We start from the raw sequence: 18,042 nt of genomic DNA, 5'->3' as shown, positions 1-18,042 counted from the left end.
TTTTGTTACTTCTTGGTGATTTGCGTGTACACCGGAACGGACTTCCAGTTGAACGCGACGTTCTCAACGTTCTCCGAGGATCCACCGTTGACGTTCGCGTACCACAGTGGAACTGCCGGCAAGTCCTTCAGGAGCTGCTCCTGCACCTTGTTGTAGATAGGTGTAGCGGCTTCGACGTCGCCTGCAGCAGCGGCTTCCTTCAGCAGGTTGTCCACCTCAGGGTTAGCGTAGTCACCGTCGTTGGAACCACCATTGGAGGCGTACAGCGGGCTCAGGAAGTTACCCAGCGATGGGTAGTCTGCCTGCCAGCCGGTACGGAATGCGCCCTTGATGGTCCTATTCGTGACGTCATCACGCAGGGACTTGAAGTCTGGGTATGCGTTGCCAACTGCATCGATGCCAAGGGTGTTGCGGATGGAGTTTGCAACTGCATCGACCCATGCCTGGTGGCCGCCATCAGCGTTGTAGGACAAGGAGAACTCGCCGGTGAATGGTTTGATCTTGTCTGCTTCAGCCCACAGGCGCTTTGCTTCCTCTGGGTTGTACTCGAGTACCTCTGCCCCGTTGAGCGAGTCAGAGTGGCCAGGGATGACTGGCGAGGTGAAGTCGGTCGCCGGGGTGCGGGTGCCCTGGAAGATCGTCTTCGTGATCTCGTCGCGGTCGATCGCCATCGAGATGGCTTGACGACGCAGCTGTCCTTCCTCACCGTTGAAGTGCTCCAGGTTCTCCGGAATGGTGAAGGACTGGAAGATAGCCGACGGCTGGTTTACTGCGCGGTCACCCAACTCCGTTTCGTAGCTTGCGAATGCGGAATCTGGAATAGCGTCGAGGACGTCCAGGTTGCCCGCGAGCAGGTCAGCGTATGCAGCATCCTGCTGTGCGTAGAAGACGAAAGTCACGCCGTCGTTCTGCGGCTTCTTGTCGCCGGCGTACTCCTCATTCGGAACGATGGTTGCGTCCTGGTTGTGGTTCCACTCCGCCAGCTTGTACGGGCCGTTGGAAATTGGGTTCTCACCGTAGGCGTCGATGTCTTCGAACGCCGAAGGGTGCATTGGGAAGAACGCGGAGTAGCCGAGGCGGGTTGGGAAGTCTGCCTCAGGCTGGCTCAGCTCGATGGTAAAGGTCTTGTCGTCGATGACGTTGAGGCCCTCAAGGGTTGGCACGCCCTCTGGGTCGTAGCCCTTGATGGATTCAAAGAAGCTCTCGCCGAGCAGCGAATTCGCAACGATGTAGTTCCATGCGTCAACAAAGTCGTTCGCCGTAACTGGAGTTCCGTCCTGCCACTTCACGCCGTCCTTCAGCGTGACTTTGTAGAGGGTGTCGCCCTCAAGGTCGATGGACTCTGCAAGGTCGTTATGGGTCTTACCCTCAGTGTCGTAGTAGATGAGGCCAGAGAAGATCTCGTCGATGATGCGTCCGCCACCGACCTCATTCGTGTTGCCCGGGATCAGCGGGTTCTGCGGCTCGGTGCCGTATGCCAGTACATAGTTGTCGCCACCGGTCGACTCACCCTGACCGCTTGCGGCCTCGTCGTTGCCGGATCCACCACACGCAGCCAATCCGAGTGTGAGGGTTCCTACCGCCAAGATCGCTGCAGCTTTTACTGTACGCACAGCGCCTCCTTCAGATTGTTGTTAGCTAGCTTCAATTACCTCCACTCAAGTGGACTACATCACACTTGATGAGATGCATTCTATTCCACCACATAAGACTGCGACATTGGTAAATAATTCAGGTTTCTGACATGGTTCTACACTTTTGGGGGTGCTTACTGACAGCCTTTTCACAGCTCCTTCGCCCTTGAGCGCACAAAGGTATCTAGAGAGCGCCGTGTAGACTTTCGGTCGCCCACCGCAACGATTCCTAGGAAGGGAAATACACATGGCCGGAGGTCTCCTCGCCCTCTTTGACGACGTCGCCCTCATTGCCAGAACCGCAGCTTCTTCTGCGGACGATGTGGCTTCCCTCACGGCGAAAACGTCCGCCAAAGCTGCAGGCGTCGTCATCGACGACGCCGCCGTCACGCCCCAATACGTTTCCGGCGTCACCCCGGCGCGCGAGCTTCCAATGATCTGGAAGATCACGAAAGGTTCACTACGGAACAAGTTGCTCATCATTTTGCCGATCGCGTTGGCACTCAACGCGTTTGCGCCGTGGGCACTGGTGCCAATTTTGATGATTGGTGGCACATATTTATGTTTCGAGGGCGCCGAGAAGATCGTGCACAAATTGACCAGTGATGTTGAGGCTGACGAAGAGGCGGCCGTACACCGTACTGCTCAGGACGAAGACGCACTGGTGAAAAGCGCAATTCGAACAGACCTCATTTTAAGTGCGGAGATCATGATCATCTCCCTTGACGAGGTGGCGGATCAATCTATTTGGATGGAAGCTGCGGTGCTCATCGCAGTGGGCATTTTTATCACCCTTGCGGTCTACGGTGCAGTGGCACTCCTGGTCAAGATCGATGACATTGGCCGTGCAATGATTCAGCGCGATCGTGCAGCGAGACTGGGCCACGCGATGGTGAAGTCAATGCCCGTTGTGCTTTCGGCGATCGGTGTGATCGGCACCGTGGCGATGTTGTGGGTCGGAGGCCACCTCATCCTTCGGGGCCTCGACGAGGTCTTTGGACTGCATGTGATCCATGAGGTAATCGAACGCGCTGTGAACGCCGTGCATAACGGTGTCCTTGGTTGGTTCGTGGAGACTGGGATTTCTCTGACCGCGGGCCTGGTAGTTGGCCTGATCGTGGTCGGTGTGGTGTCCGCGATTCGGCGCGTCCGGTAAGGGGAAGATTCCATGGCAGCGCGCTCGACCCGTACGTTGGTTCGCCCCATCGGCCTTATCTTCGTCGGATCCCTGGGCAATCAGGTCTCCGCATTGCTAGCTGCTTCCCTGTTCGTCGTCGCTAGTACCGTCAGTATTTCAACACTGCGCTTCTTACTGGGCGCCGTTATTCTTCTCGTACTTTTTCGGCCGAACCCCCGTGAGATGTCGAAAGAGCAGTGGAAGCAGGCATTCATCTTCGGCGCGTCGATCGCGCTGATGAATCAGTTTTTGTACGCAGCTATCGCGCGTATCCCCCTGGGTGCTGCAATCACTATCGATTTCTTGGGCCCGTGCTGCGTGACATTTTTTGGTATTCGGCAGTGGTGGATTCGGCTGTGGGCGCTGGTTGCTCTCGCCGGGGTTGCATTGATTGCCGGGCCTTCGTCGGGGCTCAATCCTCTGGGGGTGATGTTCGCGTTGTGCGGCGCCGCGTTCTGCGCGCTCTACACAATCTTTGCGGAAAAGGTGGGCAAGTCCTCGGGTGGAATGGAAGAGCTTGCAATCGCAATCACGATCGCAGCTCTGCTTACGCTGCCTTTTTCAATCCATGATGCAGTCAAGCTCGATGCGCATAGCTGGATGCTCCTGACGTTGGCGGGCTTCGTTGGCGTCGTCATCCCCTATATGGCGGACACGCTGGCTGCGCGGTTTACATCGGCGCAGATTGTCGGCACGTTGTTCGCGATGGAGCCGGTGCTGGGCACGGTTCTCGGCGTGGTGTTTCGCGGTGACGTGCTCACTACCCATCTGGTGTTAGGTATCTTGTGTGTCACGGTCGCGGGTGTTGTAATCGCATGGTTTGGCGCTGCTCCCCCACCTCCTGTTGAACAGGCCCCGCGGCGCTGGCCACAGCAATGAGATTGTGACTTTTTGGATGCAGATAGGAGTATGACGCTGTGGAACTCTCTCTCCCCGTGTACCCGCTTGCGCCATCGACGTGGGGCGCTGGCGAGGAGGTGACTGTCGTTGACGTCGTGCAGTCGCCTTTGTTTGCTGAATTCGGCGGCACGCGCCACACGTCATACGTGCCGGTAGTGCTCGAGCCAAACGCGGTCGAGGAAAACTGGCGGGTACGAAGGCTCGGCGCCGGTGTTCTTGGAGAGATTGCTCAATTCGACAGAGCCCGTTACGTCGACTTGGAGCGAATCCATCAGTCGCAGCTGCTACCGATGACGTTGGCTGCGGTGAAGTTCGATGCTGAGCACGGCAAGTTCGCCGTCGATGTGATTTTGCCACCGCCTCAGCTCGCTGTCCCCCGCAACAATGCGGGTCCTGATTGCCTTGTGCTACCAAGCGGTGACATGGCGATCATTGATACGGAGCGAGGCGAGTTCAGCGCGGAGCAACTCGCAAGCCTGGCGCCAGGCCAATGGTTTGTTGGACTACAAACCGCGGGCGACACCGACGTCGTAGTTACGCTGGGCGAGCGCGTGCTCGGCTGCGTCTCGGCAGCTGACCTTGACGATGTTCGTGCAATGCTTCTCGACGCCCCTTCGCCCGACAACGGATGTATAGTCGCCCGCGCATTTTTCTTGGATGGCATGGCGGCCCTCGACATTGCTGATTATTCAGACGCAGCAGACCCGATGTGGCTGCACGTGCCTGACCTCACGCACTCTGGCCCGGACGGTGGGAAACAATTCGAGACGGTTCAGTTCCCCGACGGCTCGTGGGCTGTCACCGTTGACCGTTCCCGTGCCGCAGTTCCTACCCGGCCGAGAACGAACAGTCAGGGTGCTGAGCCTGCACCGCTGGTGGACATGGACGTCGTGGAGGACGAAGGGGCGTCGATACTTGCTGAGCCAGCTACGGCTGAGCCACCTAGCAGCGACGACGGCGATTACCTGACCGAAGTTCAAAAAGCACGGCGACGCCGCAGCCAAGACGTAGGCCGACACCGCAAGCCCTAAAGCGCGCTATGCTGTGGAGTGAAACCGAACCTATTTGCGAGGAGGAATCATGTCCAAGATCTTGCGTACTGACCACGGGCCGAACCCAGTTACGTTCGACATTGAGCAGGCAACGCTTGATAACGATGCATTTCGTGACACCCTGTGGACCGGAAAGCACCTTCAGCTGACGGTGATGAGCATCCCCGCAGGCGGCGAGATTGGCGCAGAGATTCACGACGATCACGACCAGTTCATTCGCGTAGAATCCGGCGAGCTGCGCGCGATGATCGGCCCATCCGAAGACAATCTGACTGTTGATAAGGTCATCGGCGACGATGACGCAGCGTTCGTTCCTGCTGGCCAGTGGCACAACTTCGTGAACGAGTCCGACGCCCCGGCGAAGGTGTACTCAATCTACGCCGCTCCAGAGCATAAGCCTGGCACTGTCCACGAGACGAAGGCTGATGCGGACGCTGACGAACACGAACACTAGAACAGCCGAACGAGGCTGCTACGTCAGTACTCGAACACCCGCCTCTATCTGGCGGGTGATTCCGCGTGCGTCTAGAAGCTCGAGCAACGGGATGGCAACGCGGCGGGTCGTCTCGAGCGCCTGGCGCGCGTCCGTCGTGCGGAAAGGCTGAGGTAAGTCCCGCAGCCTCGCGGTTGCAAGCGTGATCGCATCCGCGGCAACGACTACGCCATCGCCGAGCCGTAGAATCCTTCCGGCCCGCTCCGCTGCCGCAAGCTCTTTCGCCCCCAGACCGAGCTGCTCGAGATCGCGCGCCTCGGGGGCCTTGAATGGATGGGCACGAAGCTGCGCCTCGAGTTTCTGGACCCCTGGCTCCGCCTCCCCGAGATCGACCTCGGCCGTGTTGCAGACGTACCCGTCGCGAGTGTTGAGTTTCGCAGCGGCGACAGCAAGCGGCAACAGCTTCGCGTCTGGCAGATGCAGAGCTTCAACGGCCGCACCAGTAGCTAACCCAGCCGACAGCGGATGCGCCGCAAGGTGTGCTTGCAATGCCTGCAGCAACGTGTCTTTCCACTCCATTACCTGCTGCGCGCGGATCCAGTACCCGGCAAACGCCACGGTACCTTGCGGGGGCTTATCGCCGACCTCAAATCCAAGGCTTACCAATAGTTCTGGCCGCACGGCCACCCGTCTGGCGATCTCCACGTTGATATCCGGCAGCGTCTCAAGCTGCGCCGAGCGCTTCCGCCCGTCGCCGCGCCGGGGAAGGGCGGGCGGGTCCACGTCGATAGCCTCTACCCCGCCGAGAATTTGCTGCGCACCGGAGCCTCGCAGCACCAACCGGTCCCCGATGCTCAGCACCAGGTCGTGCTCGAGGATGAGCCTGGCGTGCTTTGCACCGAACGGTCGCACTTTCGCGCTGACTCCTGCCGTACCGACGTGCACCACAACCTCCTGCGGCACGTCGTTCAGTGCAGCCCCGTGGGTATGGCGCACATCCACCACAGAGGTCATGTGCCACTTCTCTGGCGTGCACAGCGCCGCGCCACGCGAAACTTCGTCGACGCTCACTCCGCGAAGGTTGAGCGCGACGCGCATCGTCGGCTTGGCTTCTTCAACTGCGGTGTCCTCCGACTGGATACCACGCACGGTGACTTCGCGTTGACCTGCATCGGTCTGTAGCGTCAGCGTCTGCCCAGGTTGAATTGTTCCGTTGGTGAGCGTCCCCGTAACAACGGTGCCGGCGCCTTTGATGTGAAACGCCCTGTCGACCCACATCCGGATTCGCCCGGCGGGGTCCGCCGTCGACTGCTGCCGCAGCATCGCCACAAGCGCACTCCTGAGCTCTTCAACCCCCTCGCCCGTCTTGGCAGAAACTTCGACGACGGGCCAACGCTCCATACTGGTACCAGCGACATTCCGGCGAGTTTCTTCAGCCACAGCTTGTCGACGCCCAGCATCCGCCTTATCCACCCGTGTCATCGCGATCACACCGTGCTGGACGCCGAACGCATTGATAGCGTCCCGGTGGTCCAATGTTTGCTGCATCCAGCCCTCGTCCGCAGCGACGACAAACAAGACATCCGTGACGGGCCCAACACCCGCGAGCATGTTCGCGATGAAGCGCTCGTGCCCAGGGACGTCCACGAACGCGATGTCTTCGCCATCGACGTTGGTCCACACAAACCCGAGGTCGATCGTGAGCCCCCGGTCTTTCTCTTCATCCCAGCGGTCCGGTTCCATTCCGGTAAGCGCTTTGACCAGGGTGGACTTTCCATGGTCGACGTGGCCAGCTGTCGCAACTACAAACACGTAACACTCAGTCCTTTCCTTGGGCCGCTCGAATCGCGGCTGCGATCTCATGGTCGCGCTCGGGTGGCACACAGCGCAGGTCAATCAACAACTCATTCTCGTGGACACGTCCGAGCACAACCGGGGTACCTGCCCGTAGCGGGGCTGCCAACGACTCATCAAGCGCAACAGCCCAACCGGGCAGTGGGAAGCCCGGCGCGCCGCCTCCTCCAACGCGGCCGTCGTGCGGAACCACACTGCCTCCAACCTCCGCTGCGAGCGCTTCTGCGCGGGCTTTGAGCTGGTCGGAGTTTGCGTGCAGGTAGTCGTGGACTGGTGTGCTGGCGATGTTCAGGCTTGCCTCCAACGCCGCGAGGCGCAGTTTGTCGATGCGCACTGCGCGCGCCAGCGGGTGCCGCTTCAGCTTCGCAATGGCGTCCTTCGTTCCGACCATAACGCCCGCCTGCGGCCCACCAAGTAGTTTGTCACCGGAAAACAGCACCACGTCCGCGCCATCGCGCAAAGCTGTAGTGGCATCTGGCTCGTCCGGCAGCAGCGGATCAGGGTGAAGCAGGCCCGAGCCGATGTCAGCGATCAGGGCGCAGCCGCGGGGCCGGACAAGCTCGCGAAGCTGCGCAATAGTGGTCTCCGCGGTAAACCCGTGCACCCTGTAGTTCGAGGGATGCACCTTCAGCACCGCTCCCGCGTTGTCGAGCGCCCGCTCATAGTCGAAGGGATGCGTACGGTTTGTCGCGCCGACTTCAACCAAAGACACTCGTGCGCTCTCAATGAGCTCAGGCAGGCGGAACCCCGCCCCAATCTCGATGAGTTCGCCGCGCGAGATAACGACGTCGCGCCCCTCGGCGAACGTAGCCACGGCAAGGAGTAACGCCGCTGCGCCATTATTTACTACCAGCGCGTCCTCCGCCGCTGGACATGCAGCCAGGATTGCATCCGTGGCGGCCCTGCCTCTATCGCGGGATCGAACGCCTGCTGCGAGATCCATCTCTACATCCACATATTGCGCGGCATCCACCATCGCGTCTATTGCCTGCGGGGCAAGCGGTGCTCTACCGATGTTGGTGTGCACAACCACGCCTGTTGCGTTGAGGACTGGCGTCAGGGACCCGGGGTGGCGTCGACAAGCGTGGAGAAACTCCGGGGTGACCTCTTCAGGGGTGATCTCGCCGTCGCGGGCGCGCTGTTGCAGCTTCCCTGCGAGCGCCTTAAGCGCGTGTGGCGCCAACGCGGTGTGCTCCTGCGCTGCAAGCGCAAGCAGTGCGTCTGTGCGAGGGATTCGACGGCGAGGATCATTCATGTGCTTCCCCTTACAACAACACAACGTTTTGGCGGAGACGGACAGGAATCGAACCTGCCAGGCCGAGATGCTCGACCTCACCAGTTTTGAAGACTGGGGTGGCCACCAGGACACGTACGCCTCCGAAAAGCAACGCTACCATGTAGGTATGACTGCTGATAATTCTAAGATTCGTTTGACCCAGTACGCATCCGGTGGCGGGTGTGCGTGCAAGATTCCACCCGGTGAGCTCGAAGAAGCCGTCCAGGGACTGGTTGGATTCGCTGACCCCAACGTGATCGTTGGCCTCGACGACGGCGACGACGCCTCCGCGATTCACGTCCGCGACGACCTCGCCGTCATCTCCACAGCCGACTTCTTCACCCCGGTCTTCGATGACGCCTACACCTGGGGCAAGATCGCGGCCGTCAACGCGCTCTCAGACGTCTACGCGATGGGCGGCACCCCAATCACCGCCATCAACCTGCTCGCCTGGCCACGGGATGTCCTCCCCTCAGAGCTCATCCGCGACGTACTGCACGGTGGCCTGGACGCTGCCACCGCAGCCGGCATCAGCGTGACCGGCGGGCACTCGATCACCGCACCCGAGCCGATCTACGGCATGGCTGCCACCGGCATCGTGGACCCGGCCAAGCTCATGCGCAACGACGCCGCAGAGGCCGGCCTGCCCATCACCTTGACCAAGCCGATCGGCTCTGGCCTACTGAACAACCGCCACAAGGCAACCGGCGATGTCTTCCCGCAGGCCATCGAAGTAATGACCACGCTGAACAAGGAAGCCTCCGAAAAGGCAGTCGCCGCCGGTGTGAAAGCCGCCACCGACGTCACTGGTTTCGGACTCCTCGGCCACTTGTTCAAGATGGCACGCGCTTCCGGGATCGACGCCGTCATCGACCACACGAAGGTCCCATTTATCGACGGCGCCCGTGAAACGCTCGAGGCCGGCTACATCCCTGGTGGCTCGAAGCGCAACCTTGACTGGGTACGCCCCAACATCGACTCTGATCTGGACGGCGACGAGCTGCTGCTCCTTGCGGACGCCCAGACTTCCGGCGGGCTGCTCGTCATCGGCGAGATCCCCGGCTACCCCGTCATCGGCGAAACCGTCGCCGGCACTGGCCGCGTTCAGGTGAAGTAGCCGAAATACCAAACTAGAAATACAACACTGCCCCTCCAACACGGTGTGTGAGAGGGGCAGTGTTGCGTCTTAGCTCCAGTAGCAGCTAGGCGGTAGTGATGCCGTCATCAACCTTGCCCGCTTCACGGCGCTTGCGCAGGCGCTCCCGCTGCGGTTCAACGACGTACTTCGGGTCCTCGGTGGACTGCTTACCGGCCTCGAGCACCGCGAAACGAGTCAGGCAGGACCCCGCCATCAACGCGACACCCGAAATACCTGCGAGTACTCGACTCTTTTTACTGAACAGCGCGCCAACGCCACCAACCGCGAGGCAAACCTCGGAAGCCTTGAAAAGCTTGCCTGCCTTGCCCGTGGAAAACGCTTCCTTAGAGACGTCGTCCAGTTGGCTCGTCATGTAGGACGTCGCTGCGACATCGGCGGCTGCGCCCACGACACCGAGTGCTCGCGGCACAGCAGCATTCTCCGTCGAAGTGGTGAGCAAGCCCATGCCACCCGTCGCTGCGGTCGCAGATGATACGAACACGAACGGTAGGTTCTTGCCCGCCTCCTGCCATGCAGGCACCGACGTGTTGCCGATCAGCACCGCGGTGTACGCCGCGAGCGGCGAGGCAAGCACACCGCCAGCAATACCAGCCGGGGTCGCTGCGAACTCAATAAACGAGCGCAGCGGGCTTGGCAGCGGCAGCTTCTTGCCAGTCAGCTCGTCGAGTTCCGGAAGCATAGCAAGCCCCTGCAACGCGGAGAACGAGCCCAGCAGCCACGAACCGACACTCATCGGAGATGACAACTTGAACACGCGGAACATGTTCAGCAAGCGCTCCGGGCGACCAAGGTCGAGCACCAGGCAACCGGAGCCCACCGCGGCGGCAGCCATCGAACTAATCCGCATGTTGCGACGCAGCTCCTTGTTGCCTGTCGCGTCAGCTCCCACGGCCAACAAGGAGGAACCTCCGGCGAGGCCGCCGAGGAAGAAGTAGACACCAATCGGCCACTCCCACGGCGGGAACTTCACAATCGGCTTGCCGTAGTAGGAGTCAAAGTGCTCGAAGCTTGCCTCCGGCACCATCAGCTCTTCGCCACGACGCTTCTTCGGGCCCCGTGGGCGCTCGCCTTCCGCTTGATCACGTCGCCGCGGACGACGCGGCTCCTGCGGTGGACGGTAGCTATCAAACTCAGCCATTTACTTCCTACCTCCGATCAGGACCGCGGCTGCAATAGTGCCAACCATTCCGGCTGCGGCAATGACGCCGCGCTTCGCCAGCTCCGGCAAGTTCGCCGTTGGAACCACTGGGTCTGGTGGAAGCCCGTAGACCTCTGGCGCATCCAGCAGCAGGAAGATTGATCCTGTACCGCCTACGCCGTCGTTCTGGTTTGCGCCATACAGGCGAGCTTCCGTCATACCCTGCGCGTGCAGTTCCTTCACGCGCGCCTTCGCAAGCGCGAGCATTTCATCGTAGGTGCCGTACTTGATTGACGTCGTCGGGCAGGTCTTGGCACACGCCGGCTGCTCGCCCACCTGAAGGCGGTCGAAGCACATGGTGCACTTCTGAGCCACCCCGATGTTCTTAATCGGCGCGCTCTCACCAGGTGTGAAGTCCTCACCCTTGCCGGAACGCTCGTTGCGCTTGCGAACGCCACCATCGCTACGACGCTCAATGACGCCGAACGGGCAGCCAGCAACGCAGGTACCGCAGCCATTGCAGACGTCATCCTGTACGACGACGGTGCCGTGCTCGGTGCGGAACAACGCACCCGTCGGGCACACGTCCAAGCAACCAGCGTTCGTGCAGTGCTTGCACACGTCGGAGGACATCAGCCAGCGGAAATCCGGAGTATCCGGCAATACCGCGCGGGTGGAAGCCTCTTCGGCAGGCTTGACGCTCGGCATTCCAAGCCCGACGAGCTTTGCACCCTCTTCACGAGCCTGCAGAATCCGGTCCTCGCCCTGCTCAATGAACGCCACGTGGCGCCACGTGTCCGCGTTCAGCGAACCGGTGTTGTCGTAGGAGTTACCAGACAACTTGTAGCCGTCCTGCGGGTTTCGGTTCCATTCTTTACATGCAACCTCACACGCCTTGCAGCCAATACAAATCGACGTATCCGTGAAGAAAGCCTTGCGAGCCTCCTTCTCGTACCCGATGTTGGCTGGGGATTCGGTGATCTGATTCTTCGTTTTCATCGTCAAAACCTATCCTTCCCCGTTCGCCATATTCTTCTTCGTCGAGTCGTACTTCGCCGCCTCGGTGTCACCGAGCTGCTCACCAACGATGACGTCTTTCGACTCGTCGGTCAGCTTGGTACCGGTGTCCTCCGTCAGGCGCGCACGGCGCTGGTACTCACGCACCAGCTTCATGCGGTCCTCGCCGCGCGGGCGTCGGCCCGGCCGGATATCAACCGCGGAAACCTTCGACGCCTGGATGTTGACGTTCGGGTCCAGCATGATGCCCAAAAGGTCGTTCGGTCCATCGCCTTCGACCTCGGCGTAAGAACCTGCGCCGAAGTGGTACGGCATACCAATCTGCTGGAACTCGTGACCGTCAATGACCAGAGTCTTCATGCGCTCCGTGACCAGCACTCGCGCCTCGATGGCGTTGCGCGGCGAGATGATCGTCGCCCAGTCACCATTCTTGAGACCGACCGCTTCGGCCAGCTTATGCGAGACCTCACAGAACAGCTCCGGCTGCAACTCCGCCAAGAACGGCAAGCTTCTCGTCATCGAACCAGAGGTGTACGCCTCCGTCAGACGGTAGGTGTTCAGCATGTACGGGTACACGCCAACACCCGGCTCGCCAAAGTTCGGCGCCGAGAGGTTGTCCTCCCCACGCATCACAATTCGCGACGGCGACTGCTGCTGCTTGTACAGCGGGTTCGCAAACGGGGACTCCTGCGGTTCGTAGTGCGTCGGCATCGGGCCGTCAACCATTCCGGTTGGCGCGAACAGCCAAGCCTTGCCGTCAGGCTGCATGATGAACGCATCATCACCGGCAAGCGCCGCAGGACCAACCGCGTCGCGCTCTGGCTTAAACCCAGGTGCGCGGTTGACCGGGAAGTCCACAACATCGTCGGACTCCCACAGCTCCTTGTCCTCGTTCCACCAGACCAGCTTCTTGCGCTCCGACCATGGCTTGCCATCCGGATCCGCAGAAGCACGGTTGTAGAGCACGCGGCGGTTCATTGGCCATGCCCAGCCCCACTCCAACGCCATCGCGTTCTGCTCCTGGCCTGGGCGCTTGTTCGCCGAACGGTTGACGTCGTCGGCGTACACACCACAGTAAATCCAGCAGCCGGAGGAGGTTGAGCCGTCAGCCTTGAGATCCGCAAACTTGTCTACGAGTTGTCCCTTGCGAGGACCGTCGAGGTAGTAGCCGTTGATCTCCTTCAGCACCGACTCCGGCAGAATCTCACCGTGCTCATCGCACTCGTAGTCCCAGGTGATCTTCTGCAACGGCACGTCGCGCGGGTCGGTCGAGTCCTTGACTCGCTCCTTCAAGCGAAGTCCCAAGTCGTAGAAGAACTCGAGGTCACTCTCGGCATCGCCCGGCGCATCCTTGGCCTTGTAGCGCCACTGCAGCACGCGCGAGGTCTGGGTAAACGTACCTGCCTTCTCAACGTGGTTCGCAGCTGGGAAGAGGAACACCTCAGTGTCGATCTCCTCCGGCGAAATCTCACCGGACTGCACCTCTGGAGAGTCCTTCCAGAACGTTGCCGTTTCGATTTCAGAGAAATCACGTACGACGAGCCACTTCAGCTTGGTCAGCGCCATGCGCTGAATGCGACCGTTCGACTGCGCAACCGCAGGGTTCTGGCCGAAGACGAAGTAGCCGTCGACAAGCCCCTGGTTCATCAGCTGCAGCGTGTGGTACGTCGAGTGCGCACCAGTCAACCTTGGCATGAGGTCCATGCCCCAGTTGTTCTCCTCGGTTGCGGCGTCACCCCAGTAGGCCTTCATCAACGACACAGCGAAGGTGTCGCCGGTCTGCCAGAAGCCCTTCTGATCACGCTTCGACACTGCTGCCAAGTACTCGTCCCACGTCTGGTGCGTGGACTGCGGCATCGGCAGGTAGCCAGGCAGGATGTGGAACAGCGTCGGCACGTCCGTGGAGCCCTGAATCGATGCGTGGCCACGCAGCGCCATGATGCCCGAACCCGGACGGCCGATGTTGCCCATCAGCGTCTGCAGGATCGCACACGTACGGATGAACTGTGCGCCCAACGTGTGCTGAGTCCAGCCAAGCGCGTACGCGAAGCAGGTAGTGCGATCGCGGCCAGAGTTCTCCGCAATCGAGTTCGCGAGGAAGTAGAAGTCCTCCTCGGAAATACCACACGACTCAGCAACAACCTGCGGGGTGTAGCGGGAGTAGTGGCGCTTCAAAATCTGGAAGACTGTTCGCGGATCCTGAAGGGTTTCATCCTTCTCAACGTCCCACGAAGTCTGCGCATCCCATTTCTTGCGCGCCTGCCACGACTCGTTGGAGTAGCCGCCCGTTTCAGGGTCGTATCCAGAGAACAGACCTTCGAGGTCCTCGGTGTCCTGGAACTCCTCACTGATCAACGTCGAAGCGTTGGTGAATGCCTTGACGTACTCCTCGAAGTACAGGTTGTTTTCCAGCACGTAGTTGATGACAGCACCCAACAGAATAATGTCGGTACCACCACGAATCGGGATGTGCTTATGCGCCATCGCCGACGTACGCGTGAATCGAGGGTCAACGTGGATGATTCGTGCACCACGCGCCTTCGCCTCCATGACCCACTGGAACCCAACTGGGTGCGCTTCGGCCATGTTAGACCCTTGGATGACAATGCAGTCCGCATTCGCCATGTCCTGCAGTGGCTGGGTCGCTCCACCGCGTCCAAACGAGGATCCCAAACTGGGAACCGTGGAAGAGTGTCATATACGAGCTTGGTTTTCTACCTGCACCGCGCCCGCTGCAGTCCACAGCTTCTTGATCAGGTAGTTTTCCTCGTTATCCATCGCGGCGCCGCCCAGGCCTGCGATGCCCATGGTTCGACGCACAGGGCGCCCCTTGTCGTCGAAGTCCTGCCAGCCGTTTTCACGGGCTTCGAGGAACCTGTCGACGACCATTTCCATGGCGGTTTCGCGGTCAAGCTTGACCCATTCCTTGGAGCGCGGTGCTCGGTACAGAATGTCGGTCACGCGGTTTTCCGCGTTGACGAGCTGCTCGGAAGCTGCACCCTTCGGGCACAGGCGTCCGCGTGAGTGCGGAGAATCCGGGTCGCCTTCAATTTGAATGACCTTATTGTCTTTTACATATACGCGCTGGCCACAGCCAACAGCGCAGTACGGACACACGCTCTTGACAACGCGGTCCGCTTCTACAATGCGGCCTTCCATTTCTTGGCTGCGCGCAGATTCGGTGTTTTCGCCTCGGGCGAAGGCGTCACCACCGCGTATCTGGCGCACAACCGGCCAATTTAAGGGACTAAAACGAGACATACCGGCAAGGATAGCCCATTTTGCGAAGGTTCCCCATCGACATACCCTCAGGTCATTGATTAGGATACCCTTACTTTTGATGCATTTTTGCCTCGCAGGCGTAAAATAGCGCCGTAACATCAGTTTTCAACTACACCTTCAAAGGAGCTTGACTATGGACAAGAAATTGCAAGATGCAATGAACGAGCAGGTCACTGCGGAATACCAGGCGGCACTGCTGTACCGCCAGCTCGCCTACACCATGGAGGCACAGTCTTTCCCGGGCTTCGCATCCTGGTTTGCTGAGCAGGCGCAGGAAGAGTGCGACCACGCAGAGAAGTTCGCAACGCACCTCATCGACCGGGGTCACGACGTCACCTTGCACACCGTCGCACTCGACGCACCTTCGATCGATTCCCCACTGGCGGCGTTCCAGGCGGCGCTTGAGCACGAGCGCAAGGTCTCCGCGATGATTCGAAACATCGCTGGCATCGCCGATGAGGTCAAGGACTTCGATTCCCGCTCCCTCATCACGTGGTTCCTCGACGAGCAGATCAGCGAAGAGGCAACGGTTTCCGAGATTGTTGACCAGCTGACACTTGTCGGCAATGATGGTTCTGGACTGCTGCGCCTGGACTCGGGTCTTGGTCAGCGCAACGATTCTTCGAACTAACCCAATATTCGCCCAATAATTATCGACGTCCACTTCCCCACAGCCTGCTGCGGTGAAAGGGGACGTCGAATATTTTGCCTCACGACGTTTCATCCCAGGAGCCCCATGCCTTTGCCGCCTTTGACCCGAATTATCGCCTGTGCCACTACTCTTGCTCTTGCTGCGACCGGTCTTTCGATTCCTGTCGCACACGCACAAGCGAACTCGATTTTGCCTGCCTGGCCTACGATCCGGCCGCATGGCCCTGAAGATCTTCCGACGAAGCCAAAGCAAAAACCGATGAAGATGCCAGATGGCACCGTCGTCCAAATCATGGGTGATGTGCTCGGCCCGTGGGCTGCACATGTCGGCATTGGGGCCGGCGACTTGGGCGCCATGACACCGCTCAACGGTGACGAATTCGCGATGATCTTCGGCGACTCATTCCGCGGCAAAAAGTTTGGGGAAGGCGACTGGATCAGCCCCATTGGCGTGGTTGCGCGAATGAATAACGGACAGATCGAAATCCTTCGCCCGCTCAAGGGGCACCGTGACGCATACGGCCTGATCAACTACTACCGGAAAGAAGGCGACAACCTGACCCTCATCCCGTCCGATGTGATCAACATCAACGGAACGCTGTACATGCAGGGCATGTGGAACCGTGGCATCGGCAATGTGCTCGAGACACAGACATGGAAGTCCACAGACGAGGGGAAAACCTGGAAGAGCATCGGGCGCACCCCTAACTACTACCTCAATGGCCTTGGCCAGCTCATCTCTTGGGAAAAAGGGCCAGACGGCTACATCTACGCAGTGATGTCCGGCTTCCAGCGCGAGCACCCGGTGTACCTGGCTCGCTTTACCGAGGAGCAGATTGGCAGTCAAGAGAGTTGGGAGCTATATAATCCCAACACCGACGAGTGGGGCAACGAAGCTGGCGCGATCCTGCACGGTAACAAGATCAAGGCCGGCGAGATGAACCTGCGATACATCGACAACCACTGGGTGTTCGTGATGTTCAACGAGGCCACGCTCGCCGTCGAGGTCCGCATTTCGGATACGCTGCCACAAAGCTGGAACGACGTGCCTGTCGCGACAATCGCCAAGAATGGCTACTGGGACTTTCAGCAGACGCCGATGAATTTCTCCCAACCTTACGGTGGGTACATCGTACCGGGTTCCACGATCGCGAACCTCGACGTCGTCATTTCGCAGTGGAACACGAACACCAACGAACGCTACATGTCGACGCAGTTCAACGTCAAGGGCCTGGACACGTTCTTCGGTATTGACCCTGAAGCGATGCGCCCGCACGACCAAAACGATGTCGACGTCAACGTCACACCAAACCCACCGCAGACCGATGACATGGACGCCGAAGATAACCTGATGTCCTCGGAGGGCAGTTCCAAGACGAAGGCGGCGCTCATCACGGTTGGTGTGCTCGCCGGGCTGGGCTTAATCGCTGCGGTGACGTGGCCTACCATCCGCGAGTACCTACCACCGCAGTTACAGCAGCTTGTGGGTTAGCGCAGTTCTTCCTTGACGTAATCCTCGACGTTTTCCATGAATGTTTTCGGCGGTGCAAAGAAGTTGCACCCGGTGAGTGCCGTGGAAAAGTCGAGGATTCTGTCATAGTTGCCAACTGGCTCTCCGATGAACATGCGGCGCAGCATCCGCTCGGTGATGGCGACGTCCTTCGCGTAGCTCATAAAGAATGTGCCCTGCTGGCCGGCTGCGTCACCGAAGGTGAGGTTGTTGCGGACGATCTCCAACGATTCGCCGTCTTCATCTTCGATCGAGTTCACAGCAACGTGACTGTTGGCCGGTTTCGCGTCGTCGTCGAACTCGATGTCTTCGTGCTTCGTTCGGCCGATGACACGCTCCTGCTCCTCGACGGGTAAATCGTCCCAGGCTTTCAGATCGTGGACGTACTTTTGCAGCACGATGTGGCTGCCACCCGCCCACTTTCCTTCGCGGATAATCGCCGTTGCGATGCCGTCTTGGCCGCGCGGGGACTCAGTGCCGTCGACAAACCCGAGAGGGTCGCGGAAGTCCTGGTACTGGAAAGCGTGCGTCTCGTCAAAGTCTTCGATGGCGTCACCGAGCTGTTTCGTGATGCGGCGAGCAAGCTCGAATGCGACGTCATATTCGTCGGCACGGATGTGGAAGAACAGGTCGCCTGGTGTCGACGGCGCGTGGTGCTTCTCCCCTTGCAGTTCGACGAATTCGTGGAGGCCTTCGGGCTTTTCCACGGTAAAGAGGCGGTCCCACATCGAGGCGCCAATGCCGAGGACCGCACTTAAGTGAGCCTCTGGCCAGCGGAAGCCGACACCGTTGACGAGCCCTGCAAGGCCACCGATGATGTCTACTACGTCGCGCTCGTGCCCTTGTGCGATGGTGAGCGTCAAAAAGATTGCGTCTTTTGACTGCGGGAGGATGACGTTCTGGGAGACTTCTGTCGAATGTATATCGCTCATAGGTGCCATCATATGCCCTATGCTCTT

At 59.8% G+C, this 18,042-nt stretch carries 14 protein-coding genes and 1 tRNA gene; 7 read left to right on the top strand and 8 right to left on the bottom strand.

The annotated features are described in order from the left end of the window. Window positions 1-5 precede the first annotated feature (5 nt). Window positions 6-1,613, bottom strand: a complete 1,608-nt coding sequence (locus KBP54_RS04405; RefSeq protein WP_070479424.1) for a peptide ABC transporter substrate-binding protein — start codon at window positions 1,611-1,613, stop codon at window positions 6-8. A gap of 268 nt (window positions 1,614-1,881) precedes the next feature. On the opposite strand from KBP54_RS04405, the gene KBP54_RS04400 reads away from it, so the two are divergent. The 4 genes from KBP54_RS04400 to KBP54_RS04385 are packed head-to-tail and all read left to right on the top strand — an operon-like array spanning window position 1,882 to window position 5,217. Further along, a complete protein-coding gene (locus KBP54_RS04400) occupies window positions 1,882-2,790 on the top strand; it encodes a DUF808 domain-containing protein (RefSeq protein WP_070479422.1) in 909 nt (302 codons plus the stop codon). A 12-nt stretch (window positions 2,791-2,802) separates the two neighbouring features. Then, window positions 2,803-3,690: an EamA family transporter gene (locus KBP54_RS04395; RefSeq protein WP_070976238.1), complete on the top strand. Its 888-nt coding sequence runs from the start codon at window positions 2,803-2,805 to the stop codon at window positions 3,688-3,690. A gap of 38 nt (window positions 3,691-3,728) precedes the next feature. After that, window positions 3,729-4,742, top strand: a complete 1,014-nt coding sequence (locus tag KBP54_RS04390) for a hypothetical protein (RefSeq protein WP_143000857.1) — start codon at window positions 3,729-3,731, stop codon at window positions 4,740-4,742. 49 nt (window positions 4,743-4,791) lie between these two features. Beyond that, window positions 4,792-5,217 carry a cupin domain-containing protein gene (locus tag KBP54_RS04385; protein WP_070479414.1) on the top strand — a complete coding sequence of 142 codons (426 nt, stop codon included), beginning with the start codon at window positions 4,792-4,794 and terminating at the stop codon, window positions 5,215-5,217. 18 nt (window positions 5,218-5,235) lie between these two features. Here KBP54_RS04385 and selB read toward each other — a convergent pair whose 3' ends face one another. From selB to KBP54_RS04370, 3 genes are all read right to left on the bottom strand, one after another. After that, entirely contained in the window at window positions 5,236-7,008 is a 1,773-nt protein-coding gene (selB, locus tag KBP54_RS04380; RefSeq protein WP_070976235.1) for a selenocysteine-specific translation elongation factor, read from the bottom strand. Between the two features lie 7 nt (window positions 7,009-7,015). Then, window positions 7,016-8,305 carry an L-seryl-tRNA(Sec) selenium transferase gene (selA, locus tag KBP54_RS04375; RefSeq protein WP_256006427.1) on the bottom strand — a complete coding sequence of 430 codons (1,290 nt, stop codon included), beginning with the start codon at window positions 8,303-8,305 and terminating at the stop codon, window positions 7,016-7,018. A 29-nt stretch (window positions 8,306-8,334) separates the two neighbouring features. Next, a tRNA-Sec gene (locus KBP54_RS04370) sits at window positions 8,335-8,429 on the bottom strand. A 24-nt stretch (window positions 8,430-8,453) separates the two neighbouring features. Here KBP54_RS04370 and selD point away from each other — a divergent pair. Continuing rightward, window positions 8,454-9,443 carry a selenide, water dikinase SelD gene (gene selD, locus KBP54_RS04365; RefSeq protein WP_070976457.1) on the top strand — a complete coding sequence of 330 codons (990 nt, stop codon included), beginning with the start codon at window positions 8,454-8,456 and terminating at the stop codon, window positions 9,441-9,443. 85 nt (window positions 9,444-9,528) lie between these two features. Here selD and nrfD read toward each other — a convergent pair whose 3' ends face one another. The 3 genes from nrfD to fdnG are packed head-to-tail and all read right to left on the bottom strand — an operon-like array spanning window position 9,529 to window position 14,901. Next, window positions 9,529-10,623, bottom strand: a complete 1,095-nt coding sequence (gene nrfD, locus KBP54_RS04360; protein WP_070362713.1) for an NrfD/PsrC family molybdoenzyme membrane anchor subunit — start codon at window positions 10,621-10,623, stop codon at window positions 9,529-9,531. Then, on the bottom strand, window positions 10,624-11,622 hold the full coding sequence (locus KBP54_RS04355; protein ID WP_070362714.1) for a 4Fe-4S dicluster domain-containing protein: 999 nt from the start codon (window positions 11,620-11,622) through the stop codon (window positions 10,624-10,626). 9 nt (window positions 11,623-11,631) lie between these two features. Next, window positions 11,632-14,901, bottom strand: a complete 3,270-nt coding sequence (gene fdnG, locus KBP54_RS04350; protein WP_255366166.1) for a formate dehydrogenase-N subunit alpha — start codon at window positions 14,899-14,901, stop codon at window positions 11,632-11,634. A 154-nt stretch (window positions 14,902-15,055) separates the two neighbouring features. Between fdnG and KBP54_RS04345 the strand changes: the two genes are divergently transcribed. Continuing rightward, window positions 15,056-15,553, top strand: coding sequence for a ferritin (locus KBP54_RS04345; RefSeq protein WP_070976231.1), 498 nt, complete (start codon window positions 15,056-15,058; stop codon window positions 15,551-15,553). Between the two features lie 105 nt (window positions 15,554-15,658). Beyond that, a complete protein-coding gene (locus KBP54_RS04340) occupies window positions 15,659-17,065 on the top strand; it encodes a DUF4185 domain-containing protein (protein ID WP_256006425.1) in 1,407 nt (468 codons plus the stop codon). On the opposite strand, the gene KBP54_RS04335 is transcribed toward KBP54_RS04340, so the two are convergent. Further along, the gene (locus KBP54_RS04335) at window positions 17,062-18,015 is read right to left on the bottom strand and encodes a Dyp-type peroxidase (RefSeq protein WP_256000409.1); all 954 of its coding nucleotides are present in this window, start codon (window positions 18,013-18,015) and stop codon (window positions 17,062-17,064) included. The genes KBP54_RS04340 and KBP54_RS04335 overlap by 4 nt on opposite strands. Window positions 18,016-18,042 lie beyond the last annotated feature (27 nt).

The organism is Corynebacterium pseudogenitalium (assembly GCF_024453815.1).
In the GTDB taxonomy this organism is placed as follows: Bacteria; Actinomycetota; Actinomycetes; order Mycobacteriales; family Mycobacteriaceae; genus Corynebacterium; species Corynebacterium pseudogenitalium.
Note: the sequence above shows the minus strand (reverse complement) of the source record. Positions and strands in the feature narration are given on the sequence as shown.

What these genes read in the sequence shown, in the direction of transcription:
- KBP54_RS04395 (WP_070976238.1), top strand. Translation starts at nt 2,803, where the DNA reads ATGGCAGCGCGCTCGACCCGTACGTTGGTTCGCCCCATCGGCCTTATC.
- KBP54_RS04340 (WP_256006425.1), top strand. Translation starts at nt 15,659, where the DNA reads ATGCCTTTGCCGCCTTTGACCCGAATTATCGCCTGTGCCACTACTCTT.
- KBP54_RS04345 (WP_070976231.1), top strand. Translation starts at nt 15,056, where the DNA reads ATGGACAAGAAATTGCAAGATGCAATGAACGAGCAGGTCACTGCGGAA.
- KBP54_RS04385 (WP_070479414.1), top strand. Translation starts at nt 4,792, where the DNA reads ATGTCCAAGATCTTGCGTACTGACCACGGGCCGAACCCAGTTACGTTC.
- KBP54_RS04355 (WP_070362714.1), bottom strand. Translation starts at nt 11,622, where the DNA reads ATGAAAACGAAGAATCAGATCACCGAATCCCCAGCCAACATCGGGTAC.
- selA (WP_256006427.1), bottom strand. Translation starts at nt 8,305, where the DNA reads ATGAATGATCCTCGCCGTCGAATCCCTCGCACAGACGCACTGCTTGCG.
- selD (WP_070976457.1), top strand. Translation starts at nt 8,454, where the DNA reads ATGACTGCTGATAATTCTAAGATTCGTTTGACCCAGTACGCATCCGGT.
- KBP54_RS04335 (WP_256000409.1), bottom strand. Translation starts at nt 18,015, where the DNA reads ATGAGCGATATACATTCGACAGAAGTCTCCCAGAACGTCATCCTCCCG.
- KBP54_RS04400 (WP_070479422.1), top strand. Translation starts at nt 1,882, where the DNA reads ATGGCCGGAGGTCTCCTCGCCCTCTTTGACGACGTCGCCCTCATTGCC.
- nrfD (WP_070362713.1), bottom strand. Translation starts at nt 10,623, where the DNA reads ATGGCTGAGTTTGATAGCTACCGTCCACCGCAGGAGCCGCGTCGTCCG.